Source organism: Pseudidiomarina sp. PP-1MA (assembly GCF_041200125.1).
Classification (GTDB): domain Bacteria; phylum Pseudomonadota; class Gammaproteobacteria; order Enterobacterales; family Alteromonadaceae; genus Pseudidiomarina; species Pseudidiomarina fusca.
Genome location: NZ_CP165718.1, coordinates 2,129,873 through 2,145,351, shown reverse-complemented (window position 1 = coordinate 2,145,351; position 15,479 = coordinate 2,129,873). Strand labels below are relative to the sequence as shown.

Genomic DNA, 15,479 nt, shown 5'->3' with positions numbered 1-15,479 from the left:
AAGAAGGATTTTTTTATGGCTGCAGTCATTACTATGTCAGATTTAGATTTAGCCGGTTTACGGGTACTGATTAGAGAAGATCTGAATGTCCCAATTCACGCTGGCAAAGTTAGTTCAGATGCACGTTTGCGTGCTGCGTTACCAACCATTCAAGCAGCCGTAGCGGCTGGCGCCAAAGTGATGGTGATGTCGCACTTAGGGCGCCCGGAAGAAGGTGTCTACGACGCCGAGTTTTCATTGCAGCCGGTGGTAGATTGGTTAAACGAACATCTTGATGTGCCGGCTCGTTTAGCCACTGATTATCTGAACGGCGTAGACGTGGCTGTAAATGAAGTTGTGGTGTTTGAAAATATTCGCTTTAATGTAGGTGAGAAGAAAAACGATGATGCTTTAGCACAAAAGTTAGCTGCTTTGTGCGATGTCTTTGTGATGGATGCATTTGGTACTGCGCACCGTGCTCAAGCATCTACTCACGGTGTTGCTAAATACGCTGATGTGGCTTGCGCCGGACCGTTACTTGCAGCCGAATTAGATGCGCTAGGTAAAGCATTAGCAAATCCTGCGCGGCCGTTAGTGGCTATTGTTGGTGGCTCGAAGGTTTCGACCAAGTTGACGGTATTAGAATCGTTATCTACGGTAGTGGATCAATTGATTGTCGGTGGTGGTATTGCCAACACCTTTATTGCCGCAGCCGGACACGGGGTCGGCAAATCTCTGTATGAAGCCGATTTACAAGCAGAAGCTAGTCGCTTAGTAGCTGCGGCACAAGCCAAAGGTGGTGATATTCCGCTACCTTCAGATGTGGTTACCGGTAAAGAATTTAGTGCTAACGCAACAGCGGAAACTAAGCCGGTAACAGCTATTGCAGCGGACGACATGGTGTTTGATATTGGTCCGGATACCGCTCAAGCTTTTGCCAAGATGTTAGAACAGGCCGGTACCATTGTTTGGAATGGTCCCGTTGGAGTATTTGAGTTCGACCAGTTTGGTGAAGGTACGCGAGTTTTAGCTGAAGCTATTGCTAACAGTAAGGCATTTTCGATTGCTGGCGGTGGTGATACTCTAGCTGCTATTGATAAATACGGAATTGCCGACAAAATCAGCTATATTTCTACGGGTGGCGGCGCATTTTTAGAATTTTTAGAAGGTAAAGAACTGCCGGCTGTGGCGATTTTGGAAGAACGCGCACAACACGGCTAAGCAGCTATCTATAAGCCAAATTACACAAAAATATTAGGAGAGATATTACATGGCTTTGATTTCATTACGTCAGTTGCTCGACCATGCAGCTGAGCAAGGCTACGGGGTACCGGCCTTTAACGTCAACAACTTAGAACAAATGCGGGCCATTATGATGGCAGCTGATGCTACCGATAGCCCGGTAATTGTACAAGCGTCTGCCGGTGCTCGCAGCTACGCTGGTGCACCTTTTTTGCGTCACTTGATTTTAGCCGCAATTGAAGAATGGCCACATATTCCTGTTGTTATGCACCAAGATCACGGCACCTCACCGGCGGTTTGTCAGCGTTCGATTCAATTGGGTTTCAGCTCAGTAATGATGGATGGCTCATTGCGCGAAGACGGTAAGACTCCGGCGGATTACGACTATAACGTACAAGTTACTCAGCAAACGGTAGCTATGGCGCATGCCTGTGGCGTATCGGTTGAAGGTGAGTTGGGTGTATTGGGTAGTTTGGAAACCGGTGAAGCTGGTGAAGAAGATGGCGTAGGTGCTGAAGGCAAGCTCACACACGACCAGCTGTTAACCGACCCAGAAGAAGCAGCACAGTTCGTTCGTGCCACTAATGTAGATGCGTTAGCTATTGCTTGTGGTACATCACACGGTGCCTATAAGTTTTCACGCCCACCAACCGGTGATATTTTAGCGATTGATCGAATTAAAGAAATCCACAAACGGATTCCAAATACCCACTTGGTCATGCACGGTTCGTCGTCAGTACCGCAAGAATGGTTAAAAGTTATCAATGAATTTGGTGGTGAAATCCCAGAAACTTATGGGGTTCCGGTTGAGCAAATCGTTGAAGGTATCAAACACGGCGTACGTAAAGTAAATATTGATACCGATTTACGTTTGGCATCAACGGGTGCTATCCGTCGCCACTTGGCACAGAACACCAGCAATTTTGACCCACGTAAATATTTAAAAGCTTCGACCGATGCTATGTACGAGATTTGTAAAGCTCGCTATGAAGCCTTTGGTTGTGCCGGCCAAGCAAGCAAAATCAAGGTGATTTCGCTAGAAGATATGTTCGGGCGCTACGAACGGGGCGAATTAGACGCTAAAGTTAATTAATCCAGGGTTTAGAATGCCATATCAAGAGGTTATACTAAGGGTATGGCTTTCTTTAGGATTGAAGTACTACCAAAAGGGGAAAATATGCGCTTAACTCAAGCTACTATTGCGATAATTAGTTTATTTGCCGTTGCTGGAACTGCACAGGCAAGTATTTTTATGTACGATGATGCCAGTGATTTAGATACCACGGCAAAAAAAGAGTGGGATGCAAGTGCTGAGTTAGGTCTGTTATTCACCTCTGGTAACACCGAAACTGAAACACTAAAGGCTAAATTGAATTTAGCCCGCGATTTTGAGAACTGGCGCCATAAAGGCGTGATTGATTATTATCGCTCGGAGCAAGTTGATCAAAATACTGGTGATACCATCACGACGGGTGATAAAACTTTTTTATCCGGCCAAAGTAACTATAAATTTAGTCCTGAAAGCCGTTCTTCGTTATTTGTGTTCGGCTCTTACGAAGAAGATAAGTTCAGTGGTTATGAATACCAAGGCACGTTAGCTATTGGTTACGGTGCTCGTTATCGTTACAACGAAAAAATTTATGCCGACTACGAGATAGGTCCTGGTTACTCGATGAGCAAGCCTATTGTTGGCGGCGTACCACAAGAACAAGAAACCAGCGCAATTTTGCGTTTGGCTGGTAACTTGGTGTGGGATGTGAGCAAAAACTCTAAATTCAATGCATTGGCTTCTACGGAAGTGGGTTCTGATAATACTAAAACCCGTGCCGAGGCTTCTATTTCTGCCAATATTAATAGCTCGTTGGCACTGAAGCTTTCTATCGCCGGTACTCATAACTCATTTTTAGAAGACTCTACCAAAGAAAAATTAGATACCGAAACCGCTGTTACTTTGGTTTATACCTTCTAACTTAGTTGTACTAAGTGATTATAATGGCGTGAATAAGACTGGGCCTTGATTAGCTATCATCGCCCAGTCTTTTTTTGAGGTGAACCGGCTCTCGCGCTTTTCTTATTTTAAGGTTAAGTAGCTCCACCACCAAGCTGAATGCCATAGCAAAGTAAACATAGCCTTTAGGAACATGAAAGCCGAGTCCTTCCCCCATGAGCGTGAAGCCAATTAAGATTAGGAAGCTTAGTGCTAACATTTTTATGGTTGGATGATTATCCACAAAATCACCGATAGCTTTGGCGGCCACCATCATTACTAACACCGCAATAATAATAGCAATAATCATCACGGTCACGTAATCAACTAAACCGACCGCTGTAATGACTGAATCAAGTGAAAAAACGATATCAATCAGTGCAATTTGCACAATAATGGCACTGAAAGTAGCAGCTTTCGGAGTTTTTGTTTGATCGTGAGTGCCTTCTAGCGAGTGATGTATCTCAAGGGTGCTTTTGGCTAATAAAAATAAGCCGCCACCAAATAAAATAAGATCTCTTCCTGAAAAACTTTGCCCGAAGAGGCTGAACAGAGGTTCAGTTAACCCCATCACCCATACAATAGCTAGGAGTAAGGCAATACGCATGCCCATCGCGAGCATTAGTCCTAGTTGCCGGGCGCGTTGCCGCTGCGCTGGCGGCAATCGACCGACCAAGATTGAAATAAAAATAATGTTATCTATGCCCAAAACTATCTCTAAAGCGGTGAGCGTGATAAGAGCGAGCCATGCCTCGGGTAGTAAAATCCATTCGAACATGATGAATTCTCTTTGTTGATTTGTTTTTAAATTACCATAAATCGGTTACTCTTTAAGCACAACTTTAATTTTTGCTTTGCGTGTACGAATAATCTTCGTTAGTATTCGCGCACCTCAATGAGGTTGTATAAAACGTTTATTTCAGCAGCAACAAAGGCGAACTTTTATGTCTGCAAATTCGTTTCTTGGTATGTTTGCCAAGTCTCCGATCAAACCTATGATCGATCATATTGAGCAAGTGCACGATTGTGCCATGACGCTTAAACCCTTCTTTCAAGCCGTGTACTCAGGAAACTGGGACGAAGCAGAAATTCATCGCAAAGAAATCGTCAAAAAAGAGAAAGCAGCTGACGATATGAAGCGTGATATTCGCTTAAACCTTCCTAGCGGTTTGTTTATGCCGGTGGAACGTACCGATTTACTTGAGTTGGTATCGCAACAAGACCGCATTGCTAATAAAGCAAAAGATATCTCAGGCCTTATGACCGGCCGTGAAATGCAAATCCCTGCAGCTATGATAGAAGGCTTTGATGCTTATTTATCACGTTGTCTAGATGCTACCGATAAAGCAAAAGAAACCATTGGTGAATTTGACGATTTATTAGAAGTAGGCTTTAAAGGTCGTGAACGTCAAATCGTCGATAAAATGATTTCTGAGCTTGACGAAATTGAGCAAGATACGGATGCCTTACAGGTGAAGTTACGTCGTCAATTACGTGCTCTCGAAAATGAAATGAGCCCATTAGATGCGATGTTCTTGTATCAAATTTTGGATTGGGTCGGTGACCTTGCAGATCTTGCTGAGCGCGTGGGTGCTCGCTTTGAATTGATGCTAGCCCGCGTCTAAGCCGGAGAATAATCAATGGATATTTTAACAACGTATAGCACGACGTTGATCTTGCTCGCCGCCGGTTTCGGCTTTTTTATGGCGTGGGGGATTGGTGCCAACGATGTCGCAAATGCGATGGGTACCTCGGTAGGTTCTAAAGCTTTAACCATCAAGCAAGCCATCATTGTAGCTATGATTTTTGAATTTGCTGGGGCTTACTTAGCTGGTGGTGAGGTTACCTCAACCATTCGTAAAGGTATTATCGACTCCGGTTATTTTGTCGATACACCAGAACTTTTGGTGTTTGGTATGATCGGCTCTTTGCTGGCAGCGGGAACCTGGCTACTTATCGCCTCTTGGGCCGGTTGGCCTGTATCAACCACTCATTCTATTATTGGCGCTATTGTTGGCTTCGCCGCAGTAGGTGTTGGCGTAGATTCAGTCTCTTGGGGCTCGGTGGTTGGTATTATCGGTAGTTGGGTTATTACCCCGATGATTGCCGGTTTAATTGCATACTTTGTATTCTTGAGTGCGCAAAAGCTTATCTTTGATCAAGACAACCCATTGGCAATGGCTAAACGCTATGTGCCTTTCTATATGGCTCTCACCGGCTTTATGATTTCGTTGGTGACCATCAAAAAAGGTTTAAAGCACGTTGGTATTGAAATGACCAGCACCGAAGGCTACTTAACGGCAATAGCCGTGGCAGTAGTGGTTGGGGTGCTAGGTAAAGTTGCCATTAGCCGCTTGAAATTTGATCCTGCTGCAGACCGCAACATGCATTACACCAACGTTGAGAAAGTCTTTGCGTTGTTAATGGTTGTTACTGCCTGTGCTATGGCCTTTGCCCACGGATCAAACGATGTAGCCAATGCTATTGGTCCTGTTGCTGCAGTAGTAAGTATTGTTTCTAGTGGTGGCGAGATCTCCTCAAAAGCTGCATTAGCTTGGTGGGTGCTGCCGGTAGGTGCTGTAGGTATCGTGCTAGGCTTGGCCATGCTGGGGCGCCGTGTTATTGCGACTATTGGTAAAGGGATTACCCATTTAACCCCAAGTCGTGGCTTTGCGGCTGAGTTAGCTGCAGCTACCACCGTGGTCATCGCATCGGGTACTGGCCTACCTATTTCTACTACGCAAACTTTAGTTGGCGCAGTATTAGGGGTAGGCATGGCGCGTGGTATTGCGGCACTTAATTTAGGTGTGGTGCGCAATATCGTGGTGTCATGGGTAGTGACGCTACCTGCTGGTGCTATTATGTCGATTATTTTCTTCTATATTATTAAAGCTGCATTCGGCGCTTAATACTATTTTGAAAATAAACTGATAATCAGGTGATCTAATTGAATTGCCGTGAGCGTAATTAAAGCAACCGGTCTTGTATCGGTTGTCATCTCGTTTTAGCGCATCCTTAGTGATGCGCTTTTTTTTTGCCTTGTTTGCAATGGCTAATAGTTTGTCGTTCAGCCAAGGTTTGTGCGCGCTAAGTACCCGCCCGAGTTTTTTTTCTGCGATAAAAACGTTAAAGTACGCGCAATCTTAAACCGTCGTTCTTGATTGACGACGTATCGCCAAGGGTTTGGCCTAACTTAAATAAGTAACAGCTATGAATGTAAAAGATTTTGCCTTTGAATTACCCGATGAGCTAATCGCACGCTATCCACAACCCGAACGCAGTGCCAGCCGTTTGTTATGTTTAGATGGTCCTACGGGGCAAGTGCAGCACCAGCAGTTCAAGCAGATTGTAGAGCAACTGCAAGCCGGAGATTTACTGGTTTTTAATGATACTCGAGTTATACCAGCACGGTTACTGGGCGAAAAAGTTTCGGGTGGCAAAGTTGAAGTCTTGGTTGAGCGCATTATCGATGAGCATCGAGCCTGGGTGCATTTGCGAAGTAATAGGTCACCGAAAGCGGGCGCACGAATGATTTTAGAAGGTGCGGTAGAAGTAGAAATGCTAGGGCGCAATGATGCCTTATTTGAATTGTACTTTCATACCGAGCAGCCGTTGTTAGAAGTGCTTGAGCAGTTCGGTCATATGCCCTTGCCACCTTATATTGATCGGCCTGACGAAGCCAGTGATAAAGAGCGCTATCAAACGGTCTACAATAAAAAGCCAGGAGCGGTGGCGGCGCCTACGGCTGGCTTACATTTTGATGAGACCATATTGCAGCAACTACGTGCTAAGGGAGTCGAGTTTGCTTATGTGACTTTGCACGTTGGGGCCGGAACTTTTCAGCCAGTACGAGTAGACAATATCACTGAACACCATATGCATAGTGAGTATGCCGAAGTGCCAGAGCAAACAGTGGCAGCGATTGCTGCTACCCGCGCTCGTGGTGGCCGTGTGATTGCAGTAGGTACCACCTCGGTACGGTCCTTAGAATCGGCAGCGCAAGCAGCTAAAAAAGCGGGTACAGAGTTAGCGCCATTTTTTGCGGATACGGACATTTTTATCTATCCAGGTTATGAATTCCAACTAGTAGACGCCATGATTACGAATTTCCATTTACCTGAATCGACCCTGATCATGTTGGTTTCGGCGTTTGCTGGGCAAGCTCAGGTGATGGCCGCTTACGCCGCAGCAGTAGCGGAAAAATATCGCTTCTTTAGCTACGGTGATGCAATGTTTGTGACCCGTCGCACCAGCTAAGGTATACTAAGCGCCTCGGACTGTTTTTCCGTGAACTACATAGATAGCGGTGATTAAATGAAATTTGAATTGTTAACAACCTCGGGCAAAGCGCGTCGTGGGCGTATGGTGTTTGAACGTGGCGTGGTGGAAACCCCAGCTTTTATGCCAGTAGGTACTGCCGGCACCGTCAAAGGTATGACCCCAGAAGAAGTTAAAGCAACAGGGGCTCAAATCTGTTTGGGTAATACCTTTCACTTAATGTTAAGACCAGGTACCTCAATCATCAAACAGCATGGTGATTTGCACGATTTTATGAATTGGGACAAACCGATTCTGACCGATTCTGGCGGCTTTCAGGTATTTAGCTTAGGTGAATTGCGCAAAATTACTGAAGAAGGCGTTACCTTCCGTTCGCCCATTAACGGTGAGAAAATTTTGCTGACCCCAGAAAAATCGATGGAAGTACAGCGTGATCTAGGCTCGGATATTGTCATGATCTTTGACGAATGTACTCCGTACCCAGCTACTCAAGCTGAAGCCCGTTCTTCGATGGAGCTGTCATTGCGCTGGGCTGAGCGCTCAAAAGCTGCGCACGGTGATAATCCTTCGGCGTTATTTGGCATCATTCAAGGTGGTATGTACGAAGAGTTGCGTACCATTTCACTTGAGGGGCTTACTGATATCGGTTTTGATGGCTATGCCATTGGCGGGCTATCGGTTGGTGAGCCGAAAGAAGATATGATGCGGGTGTTAGATTATATTACTCCTGCGATGCCGATTGATAAGCCTCGTTATTTGATGGGTGTTGGTAAGCCTGAAGATTTAGTTGAAGCTGTTCGTCGTGGTGTCGACATGTTTGATTGCGTGATGCCAACCCGTAACGCTCGTAACGGTCATTTATTTATCAGTACCGGAGTGGTAAAAATTCGTAACGCAGTGCATCGCACCGATACCGGGCCATTAGACCCTGAGTGCGATTGCTACACCTGTAAGAATTATTCTCGCGCCTACTTGCATCATTTGGATCGTTCTAATGAAATGCTAGGCGGTCGTTTGAATACCATTCACAACCTGCATTTTTATCAAAAAGTAATGCAGGATTTACGTGATGCTATAGAAGCCGATCGGCTAGAAGAACACGTCGCTGAATTTTATGCTAAGCGTGGTCTACCTGTCCCAGAGCTCAAGTAAGTTGGTTTTGTAACCGCTTCTTGTAAGCTAAAAGAAAGCCCCGCCAGTGTCACCACTGCGGGGCTTTTTAGTTGGTGCTTCGCGCATCAAGCACTAGATAGCGCGCGCAATATCTAAGATATAAGGCTTGATACCGGCAAAGAAGAATTCAACAGCAATCAGCATCACAATCAGGCCCATCAATCGCATCAAAATCTTACTGCCACTGCGTCCGAGTTTTGCCATAAATTGACGCCCACTAGCTAGAACGAAAGCAGTGAGAATACAAACTGCAACGATAGCAGCGAATAAGCTAATGGTGTTGCTAGTTGCGGGACTTTCCTGAATAAATAGAATCACCATGGTAATGGCACCCGGGCCAGCAACCATGGGAATGCCGATTGGAGTTACCGCAACGTCAGAACCAAAATCAGCTTCGCTTTCACCATCAACGCGTTTAGGTACAGTGCGCCCACGCAACATTTCAAAGCCCATCACAAAGAATAAAATACCGCCGGCTACGCGCAATCCGTTAACAGATATATTAAAAAAGCTAAAAATAGCTTCGCCCACTAAGGCAAAAGTACAAAGTGCGATACAGGCTGTTATTGAGGCGCGCATGGCTACCCACCGAGCAGCCTTAGGTGTCATGGCTTCAGTTAAAGCAATATAAATGGGAATCGCCGCTATGGGATTGATCATGGTAAATAGCGAGGTAAACTGAAAGAGAAAGGTTTCTAGCATGGTGGCACTCCGGCAAATGGGTTGAGCTATTCTACCTGTTGCTCACAAAGTTAACAAAAAAATCATTCAATTCAGCAGGATTATCTTTGCTCCGACATTGTGTGTCGTAAGCTGATGGCATACTAACACGCAAGTCAGTTCTTTGGAGGTGGTAGGTTAAACTTCACCAGCTTTGTTCAGCCTTCGCTGATGAAACTACCACTTCCAATCCTCCCAAACGGTCAGCTGTGATTTAAATACCAGATAGGCTTTACATCGCGATCTTAACTCGCTACAATTCAGCACCAATTTTGATCATCGTGGTTATATTTTAACCAGTACCGATAACCAACAACCGAATTTTCATTGAGGTGAGATTTTAATGCCAGTTGTTAAAGTAAAAGAAAACGAGCCGTTTGACGTAGCTTTACGTCGTTTTAAGCGCTCTTGCGAGAAAGCAGGTGTATTGTCTGAAGTACGTAGCCGTGAATTCTACGAGAAGCCTACTTCAGAGCGTAAGCGCAAGAAAGCCGCTGCGGTTAAGCGTCACGCGAAGAAATTATCTCGCGAGAACGCACGTCGTACTCGTCTGTACTAAGTAACTGGTACCGTAGCGGCGCAGCCGACGGCGGTGTCACTACAGCACAGACCTCAAAAGCCGGATTGAGTCTTCTCAGTTCGGTTTTTTTGTGGGCGTCATTCTCGAAGCTCTAACATCTAGATAAAGCGATTCAACCGTTACAACGAGTTAGTAGTTGGGGTACACTGACGCCATGATCTGAACTACCTCCACAGCAATGGTGTGCAGTACTTTTTACCTACTATGCTGTGCTTTAGGTGATGCCCAAATGGAACCTTTATGGCTGGTCTGATTCCCAAAAGCTTTATCCATGATCTATTGGATCGCGCTGATATTGTCGAGATTGTCGATAGCCGAGTGCCACTTAAGCGGGCTGGTAGAAATTACCAGGCCTGTTGTCCCTTTCATAGTGAAAAAAGCCCCAGTTTTACGGTGGCTCCAGACAAACAGTTCTATCACTGTTTTGGCTGTGGTGAACACGGTAATGCCATTGATTTTTTGATGAAATTTGATGGTCTCGAGTTTCCTGAAGCGGTTGAAGAATTAGCTGGAATCATGGGGGTTGAAGTGCCTCGCGAAACCAGTGCTAATCCACAAGCTGATGCCCGCCAACGAGCGCAAGCCGCTGATGATTATCAGCAAATGGAACAGGCGGCAAAGTATTTTGCGCATCAGTTACGTAATCATGCCAAGAGCAGCCAAGTTATCGACTACTTGAAAGGTCGTGGTTTAAGCGGTGCTGTGGTGAAAGACTTTCAGATCGGTTATGCCCCTGATGGCTGGGATGGACTACTACTCAGTTTGGCGAAAAATCACAAAGATCGTCAGCAGCTATTTGATCTTAAATTAGTGAATCGTAATGAAAACCAGCGCTACTACGACTTTTTTCGGGACCGCATTATGTTTCCGATCCGCGATCGTCGTGGTCGGGTGGTCGGTTTTGGTGGACGGATCATCACGGGTGACGGACCGAAATATTTGAACTCGCCAGAAACACGAATTTTTCATAAAGGACGCGAACTCTATGGCTTTTATGAAGCCAAGAAAGCGCACAAACAATTAGCTCAGGTGGTCATAGTTGAGGGTTATATGGATGTGGTTGCCTTGGCTCAAGCCGGAATCACTTACGCGGTAGCATCCCTCGGTACGGCCACAACAGCAGACCAGTTACAGCTGTTATTTCGTGCCACCACACAAGTCACCTGTTGTTATGACGGTGATAGAGCTGGCCGAGATGCTGCTTGGCGGGCGCTAGAAAATGCACTGCCATTATTAAACGATGGCTTAGCGTTAAACTTTTTGTTTTTACCCGATGGTGAAGACCCCGACACTATTGTGCGTAAAGAGGGAGCGGAGGCATTTAGCGCACGCTTGCAACAAGCACAGAGCTTCATAGACTACTTTTTTAGTCACCTCACAGAAACTATTGATGTGAGTAGTGATGCCGGCAAATCAATGCTATTGAAGCAAGCAACACCGTTGATAGAAAGAGTAGCAAGTGAATTTTATCGGGAAGAATTACTTAATCGATTGGCACGTTTGTTACGCCGCGAAACCTCGCAGCTTAAACAACAAATAAAAGCACCTACCAGCCAACACCGCCGCCCCGAGCAGCTTAAAATGACGCCTATGCGGCGCGCTATCGGGTTATTGGTACAGCACCCGCAGTTAGGGCGAGAGATTCCTTTGCATAAAGAGCTGATTGAATTAAAGCAACCAGGTATTGAATTGTTATTAGCCCTGCATGAACAGACACAGCAGCAACAGTTAACTACTGCGCAGTTACTCGAGTTGTGGCGCGATCAGCCCGAAGAAAAAGCATTGCGACAATTAGCAAGTTGGGAACATCACCTAGATGAAGAGCACGTTGCGCAAGAATTCTTTGATACCTTTCTCTATTTTATTGATCAATATATGGAACAGCGTGCTAGTGAGTTACTGGCCAAAGAGCAACAAGCACCGCTAAGCAAAGAAGAAAAGCAAGAGTACATGGTGTTATTGCAATACCGTTCGGATCGTGGGAAACGCTAATAAGTGGTGGAATAGCCTATTCCATGGCTCTTGATTTTAAACAAAAACGATGAAAAACAAAATGTTATTAGAGTTGGCACAAGCTTTGCTTTAGTTATCAAGTCAGTTTGACTTACTCACTTTATTAATAAAAAACAGATTACTAGGAGATGTTATGAGATCTTTTGTGGCACCTAAGCAGGTCGTTGCTTTGATGACTGTCGCGGCACTAAGCCTTGGTTTAAGTGGTTGTATTATCGTGACTGAAACCGAGCACCGGCAAAGCTCATCTGAAGTTGCAGATAAAGAGCAGCGCAATCGCCAGATTATTGCTTCATTGCAAGAAAGTACCAGCGTGGCTACCGTAGAAGCTGAGCTAGGTGTACCGGAATTTTCAGATCTAGTCACTCGTGATGGTAAGCGCTATCGAGTCCTTTACTATCGTACTCAACGGGTTCATGCCGATGGTAATACCACCCGCGATGAGTGCACTCCACTGGTATTTAAAGATGGCCAATTAATAGGCACTGGGGAACTCGCTGTCGCACAAATCCCCACAAACAACTGATTAATTTCTGGCTCAAAACGACAGTATCTGCTACAATTTCCGGTCTTGAATTTTACACCTCACGCACTTATTTAATTAAGGTAGTGGTCATACATTAATTAAGTCGCCGAAGTGAAGACCGGTTACTTTTCTATTTAATAACAGGTGGTAGATCTGTATGCAGCAGAGTCGTCAATCACAACTCAGACTTCTTATTGCCAAAGGCAAAGAGCAAGGGTATCTCACTTTTTCAGAAGTGAATGATCACCTTCCTTCTGAGATCGTTGATTCGGATCAAATCGAAGACATCATCGGCATGATCAATGATATGGGTATTCAGGTGTTCGAAAGTGCCCCTGATGCCGATGAATTGATGATGAGCGAAGATACCGCCGACGAAGATGCGGCAGAGGCTGCTGCGCAAGCTTTAGCAAGCGTTGACGGCGAGCTTGGTCGCACCACTGACCCCGTACGTATGTACATGCGTGAGATGGGTACCGTTGAGCTGTTAACTCGTGAAGGCGAGATTGACATTGCTAAGCGTATTGAAGATGGGATTAACCAAGTTCAGTGCTCAGTAGCAGAATATCCTGAAGCCATCAACTTCTTGCTAGAGCAATGGGATTCGTGTGAAGCGGAAGAAATGCGCTTAACCGATATTATCTCTGGTTTTATCGACCCTAACGAAGTGGATGCAGCGCCGGTTAGTGCTACTCACATCGGCTCAGAATTAAGCGAAGACGAGCTTGAAGACGATGATGATGATGCCGATGAAGACGACGATAGCGATGACGATAGCTCTGATAGCGGTATAGATCCTGAGTTTGCTCGTCAAAAGTTTGCCGAATTACGTGAACAGTACGAAAAAACTCGTACTGCTATCAGCAAGCATGGTCGTGAGCACGCCAAGGCCCGCACTGAAATTGAAGCCTTAAGTGAATTGTTTAAGCAGTTCCGCCTAGTGCCTAAGCAGTTTGATCGCTTAGTTAAAGACATGCGTGACATGATGCATCGAGTGCGAGTGCAAGAGCGCTTGATCATGAAGATGTGTGTAGAGCAAGCGGCTATGCCAAAACGCTCATTCATGAAGGTTTTTGCCGGTAATGAAAATAGTACCAGCTGGTTAACAGCAGCGATTGCAGAAGGTGAGGCCTACTCGGCCGTCTTACAAGAGCTACAACCAGAGGTAGAACGTTGTATTCATAAGTTAGCCGAAGTTGAAGTTGAAACTGGGTTAACTATTGCCAAAGTAAAAGATATTAATCGTCGCATGTCGATTGGCGAAGCCAAAGCGCGTCGTGCTAAAAAGGAAATGGTTGAAGCTAACTTACGTTTGGTTATTTCCATCGCGAAAAAATACACCAACCGCGGTTTGCAGTTCCTTGATCTCATTCAGGAAGGGAACATCGGTTTGATGAAGGCCGTTGACAAGTTTGAATATCGCCGTGGTTATAAGTTCTCAACTTACGCTACATGGTGGATTCGTCAGGCGATTACTCGTTCAATTGCTGACCAAGCCCGTACCATCCGTATTCCTGTGCATATGATTGAGACTATCAATAAACTCAATCGTATTTCACGTCAAATGTTGCAAGAGATGGGGCGTGAGCCAAGTCCGGAAGAGCTTGCCGAACGTATGGTGATGCCTGAGGATAAGATTCGCAAAGTTCTGAAAATTGCGAAAGAGCCGATCTCAATGGAAACTCCTATCGGTGATGATGAAGATTCACATTTAGGTGATTTCATCGAGGATACTACCCTTGATTTACCAGTGGACTCGGCTACTTCAGAAAGCTTACGTAATGCCGTTCGTGAGGTGCTAGGTGGTTTAACTCAGCGCGAAGCGAAAGTTCTACGGATGCGATTTGGGATTGATATGAATACCGATCATACCTTGGAAGAGGTAGGTAAGCAGTTTGACGTAACTCGTGAGAGGATTCGTCAAATAGAAGCTAAGGCGCTTCGTAAATTGCGTCACCCAAGTCGTTCAGAACAGTTGAAATCCTTCTTGGACGAATAACACGGAACGACTGAGATTTATATCGGTCATAAGAAGCTCTAGAGCTAGCTCTAGGGCTTTTTTTATTTTTGCAGCTAAATTTGCTAAAATAGCGGCAACTTCGCTGAAAAGGATGAATCATGATCGATATAGATCAGAGTAAAACCGTAACCCAGCAACCAGGACGCATTGTTGATGCGCACTTTCATATCTACAATGACGCGTTCCCTTTAATCGAGAATCAAGGTTTTTTGCCATCGCAGTTTTTGATTGAAGACTACCTGCATCGTACTAAGCATTTTAACATCGTAGGTGGGGTGATTGTCTCTGGCTCGGTGCAAGGTTTTGACCAGAGTTACTTGAAGGCCGCTTTAGCAGTCATGGGACCGAATTTTGTGGGTATCACTAATTTACCGAGTTCAGTCTCCGATGCCGAAATTTTGAAACTGCGTGAGCATCGTATTCGCGGTATCCGTGTTAATTTAAAACGTGGCGTGGTCAGTGGTTTAGATAATCTAGTAGATTTTGGTAAGAGGATATGGGATCTCGCTGGCTGGCATCTTGAAATGTATGTTGATAGCCGCGAACTCGATGAAGTGGTGCCGAAATTGATCAAATTACCGAAGGCCTCGATAGACCATTTAGGTATGGCTCGGTCAGGTTTGTCGCAAGTGCAAAAGCTCGCCGAGCATGGGGTTAAGATTAAAGCGAGTGGTTTTGGTCGCACTGAAGTAGACGTAGCCAAAGCTGTTAAGGCTATTTATAGCGTTAATCCAGACAGTTTAATGTTTGGTACAGATTTGCCTTCAACCCGAGCAGAACGGCCATTTAACGTGCGCGATATTGAGACTGTGTGTGAAGCCCTAGGCGATACGAAAGCTATCGACAAAGTCTTTGCTCAAAACGCAGCTGATTTCTACCATTTAACCTTATAAAAAACTCGGCAAGGGTCATGACAAGCGGGTCGAAATTTCATATACTTGCGCCCGCTTTGTTAATCGCA

General features: G+C 45.3%; 14 protein-coding genes. 12 read left to right on the top strand and 2 right to left on the bottom strand.

Translation table 11 applies throughout. The features are described 5' to 3' along the window. The first annotated feature begins 15 nt into the window (after positions 1-15). The 3 genes from AB8S08_RS10160 to AB8S08_RS10150 all read left to right on the top strand — a co-directional run bounded on the left by AB8S08_RS10160 (position 16) and on the right by AB8S08_RS10150 (position 3,190). Positions 16-1,200, top strand: a complete 1,185-nt coding sequence (locus tag AB8S08_RS10160; RefSeq protein WP_369742665.1) for a phosphoglycerate kinase — start codon at positions 16-18, stop codon at positions 1,198-1,200. A 49-nt stretch (positions 1,201-1,249) separates the two neighbouring features. Then, a complete protein-coding gene (gene fba, locus AB8S08_RS10155) occupies positions 1,250-2,314 on the top strand; it encodes a class II fructose-bisphosphate aldolase (RefSeq protein ID WP_110075854.1) in 1,065 nt (354 codons plus the stop codon). Positions 2,315-2,398: 84 nt separating this feature from the next. Then, positions 2,399-3,190, top strand: a complete 792-nt coding sequence (locus tag AB8S08_RS10150) for a YdiY family protein (protein ID WP_369742664.1) — start codon at positions 2,399-2,401, stop codon at positions 3,188-3,190. A gap of 49 nt (positions 3,191-3,239) precedes the next feature. Here the strand turns inward: AB8S08_RS10150 and AB8S08_RS10145 are convergent, their stop codons facing one another. Beyond that, positions 3,240-3,986 carry a TerC family protein gene (locus tag AB8S08_RS10145; protein WP_369742663.1) on the bottom strand — a complete coding sequence of 249 codons (747 nt, stop codon included), beginning with the start codon at positions 3,984-3,986 and terminating at the stop codon, positions 3,240-3,242. A 166-nt stretch (positions 3,987-4,152) separates the two neighbouring features. Here AB8S08_RS10145 and AB8S08_RS10140 point away from each other — a divergent pair, with 166 nt between their 5' ends. The 4 genes from AB8S08_RS10140 (at position 4,153) to tgt (ending at position 8,638) form a co-directional block, all read left to right on the top strand. Then, complete coding sequence (locus AB8S08_RS10140) at positions 4,153-4,833, top strand: TIGR00153 family protein (protein ID WP_110075852.1); 681 nt, start codon at positions 4,153-4,155, stop codon at positions 4,831-4,833. A 15-nt stretch (positions 4,834-4,848) separates the two neighbouring features. Beyond that, positions 4,849-6,117 (top strand): inorganic phosphate transporter, encoded by a 1,269-nt coding sequence (locus AB8S08_RS10135; RefSeq protein WP_369742662.1) that lies wholly within the window; start codon positions 4,849-4,851, stop codon positions 6,115-6,117. 301 nt (positions 6,118-6,418) lie between these two features. Next, positions 6,419-7,465 (top strand): tRNA preQ1(34) S-adenosylmethionine ribosyltransferase-isomerase QueA, encoded by a 1,047-nt coding sequence (gene queA / locus AB8S08_RS10130; protein ID WP_369742661.1) that lies wholly within the window; start codon positions 6,419-6,421, stop codon positions 7,463-7,465. Positions 7,466-7,522: 57 nt separating this feature from the next. Then, a complete protein-coding gene (gene tgt / locus AB8S08_RS10125; protein WP_110075849.1) occupies positions 7,523-8,638 on the top strand; it encodes a tRNA guanosine(34) transglycosylase Tgt in 1,116 nt (371 codons plus the stop codon). Positions 8,639-8,731: 93 nt separating this feature from the next. Here the strand turns inward: tgt and AB8S08_RS10120 are convergent, their stop codons facing one another. Further along, positions 8,732-9,361, bottom strand: coding sequence for a MarC family protein (locus tag AB8S08_RS10120; protein ID WP_110075848.1), 630 nt, complete (start codon positions 9,359-9,361; stop codon positions 8,732-8,734). A gap of 361 nt (positions 9,362-9,722) precedes the next feature. Here AB8S08_RS10120 and rpsU point away from each other — a divergent pair, with 361 nt between their 5' ends. From rpsU to AB8S08_RS10095, 5 genes are all read left to right on the top strand, one after another. Continuing rightward, on the top strand, positions 9,723-9,938 hold the full coding sequence (gene rpsU / locus AB8S08_RS10115) for a 30S ribosomal protein S21 (RefSeq protein ID WP_110075847.1): 216 nt from the start codon (positions 9,723-9,725) through the stop codon (positions 9,936-9,938). A 261-nt stretch (positions 9,939-10,199) separates the two neighbouring features. Further along, positions 10,200-11,951 carry a DNA primase gene (gene dnaG, locus AB8S08_RS10110; RefSeq protein WP_369742660.1) on the top strand — a complete coding sequence of 584 codons (1,752 nt, stop codon included), beginning with the start codon at positions 10,200-10,202 and terminating at the stop codon, positions 11,949-11,951. 154 nt (positions 11,952-12,105) lie between these two features. Then, positions 12,106-12,498, top strand: coding sequence for a DUF3192 domain-containing protein (locus AB8S08_RS10105; RefSeq protein WP_110075845.1), 393 nt, complete (start codon positions 12,106-12,108; stop codon positions 12,496-12,498). Positions 12,499-12,655: 157 nt separating this feature from the next. After that, the gene (rpoD, locus tag AB8S08_RS10100) at positions 12,656-14,497 is read left to right on the top strand and encodes an RNA polymerase sigma factor RpoD (protein WP_110075844.1); all 1,842 of its coding nucleotides are present in this window, start codon (positions 12,656-12,658) and stop codon (positions 14,495-14,497) included. Between the two features lie 119 nt (positions 14,498-14,616). After that, positions 14,617-15,411: an amidohydrolase gene (locus tag AB8S08_RS10095; RefSeq protein WP_369742659.1), complete on the top strand. Its 795-nt coding sequence runs from the start codon at positions 14,617-14,619 to the stop codon at positions 15,409-15,411. Positions 15,412-15,479: the final 68 nt, after the last annotated feature.

What these genes read in the sequence shown, in the direction of transcription:
- AB8S08_RS10135 (WP_369742662.1), top strand. Translation starts at nt 4,849, where the DNA reads ATGGATATTTTAACAACGTATAGCACGACGTTGATCTTGCTCGCCGCC.
- AB8S08_RS10120 (WP_110075848.1), bottom strand. Translation starts at nt 9,361, where the DNA reads ATGCTAGAAACCTTTCTCTTTCAGTTTACCTCGCTATTTACCATGATC.
- queA (WP_369742661.1), top strand. Translation starts at nt 6,419, where the DNA reads ATGAATGTAAAAGATTTTGCCTTTGAATTACCCGATGAGCTAATCGCA.
- AB8S08_RS10145 (WP_369742663.1), bottom strand. Translation starts at nt 3,986, where the DNA reads ATGTTCGAATGGATTTTACTACCCGAGGCATGGCTCGCTCTTATCACG.
- AB8S08_RS10140 (WP_110075852.1), top strand. Translation starts at nt 4,153, where the DNA reads ATGTCTGCAAATTCGTTTCTTGGTATGTTTGCCAAGTCTCCGATCAAA.
- AB8S08_RS10095 (WP_369742659.1), top strand. Translation starts at nt 14,617, where the DNA reads ATGATCGATATAGATCAGAGTAAAACCGTAACCCAGCAACCAGGACGC.
- fba (WP_110075854.1), top strand. Translation starts at nt 1,250, where the DNA reads ATGGCTTTGATTTCATTACGTCAGTTGCTCGACCATGCAGCTGAGCAA.
- AB8S08_RS10150 (WP_369742664.1), top strand. Translation starts at nt 2,399, where the DNA reads ATGCGCTTAACTCAAGCTACTATTGCGATAATTAGTTTATTTGCCGTT.
- AB8S08_RS10105 (WP_110075845.1), top strand. Translation starts at nt 12,106, where the DNA reads ATGAGATCTTTTGTGGCACCTAAGCAGGTCGTTGCTTTGATGACTGTC.
- rpsU (WP_110075847.1), top strand. Translation starts at nt 9,723, where the DNA reads ATGCCAGTTGTTAAAGTAAAAGAAAACGAGCCGTTTGACGTAGCTTTA.
- tgt (WP_110075849.1), top strand. Translation starts at nt 7,523, where the DNA reads ATGAAATTTGAATTGTTAACAACCTCGGGCAAAGCGCGTCGTGGGCGT.
- rpoD (WP_110075844.1), top strand. Translation starts at nt 12,656, where the DNA reads ATGCAGCAGAGTCGTCAATCACAACTCAGACTTCTTATTGCCAAAGGC.
- AB8S08_RS10160 (WP_369742665.1), top strand. Translation starts at nt 16, where the DNA reads ATGGCTGCAGTCATTACTATGTCAGATTTAGATTTAGCCGGTTTACGG.
- dnaG (WP_369742660.1), top strand. Translation starts at nt 10,200, where the DNA reads ATGGCTGGTCTGATTCCCAAAAGCTTTATCCATGATCTATTGGATCGC.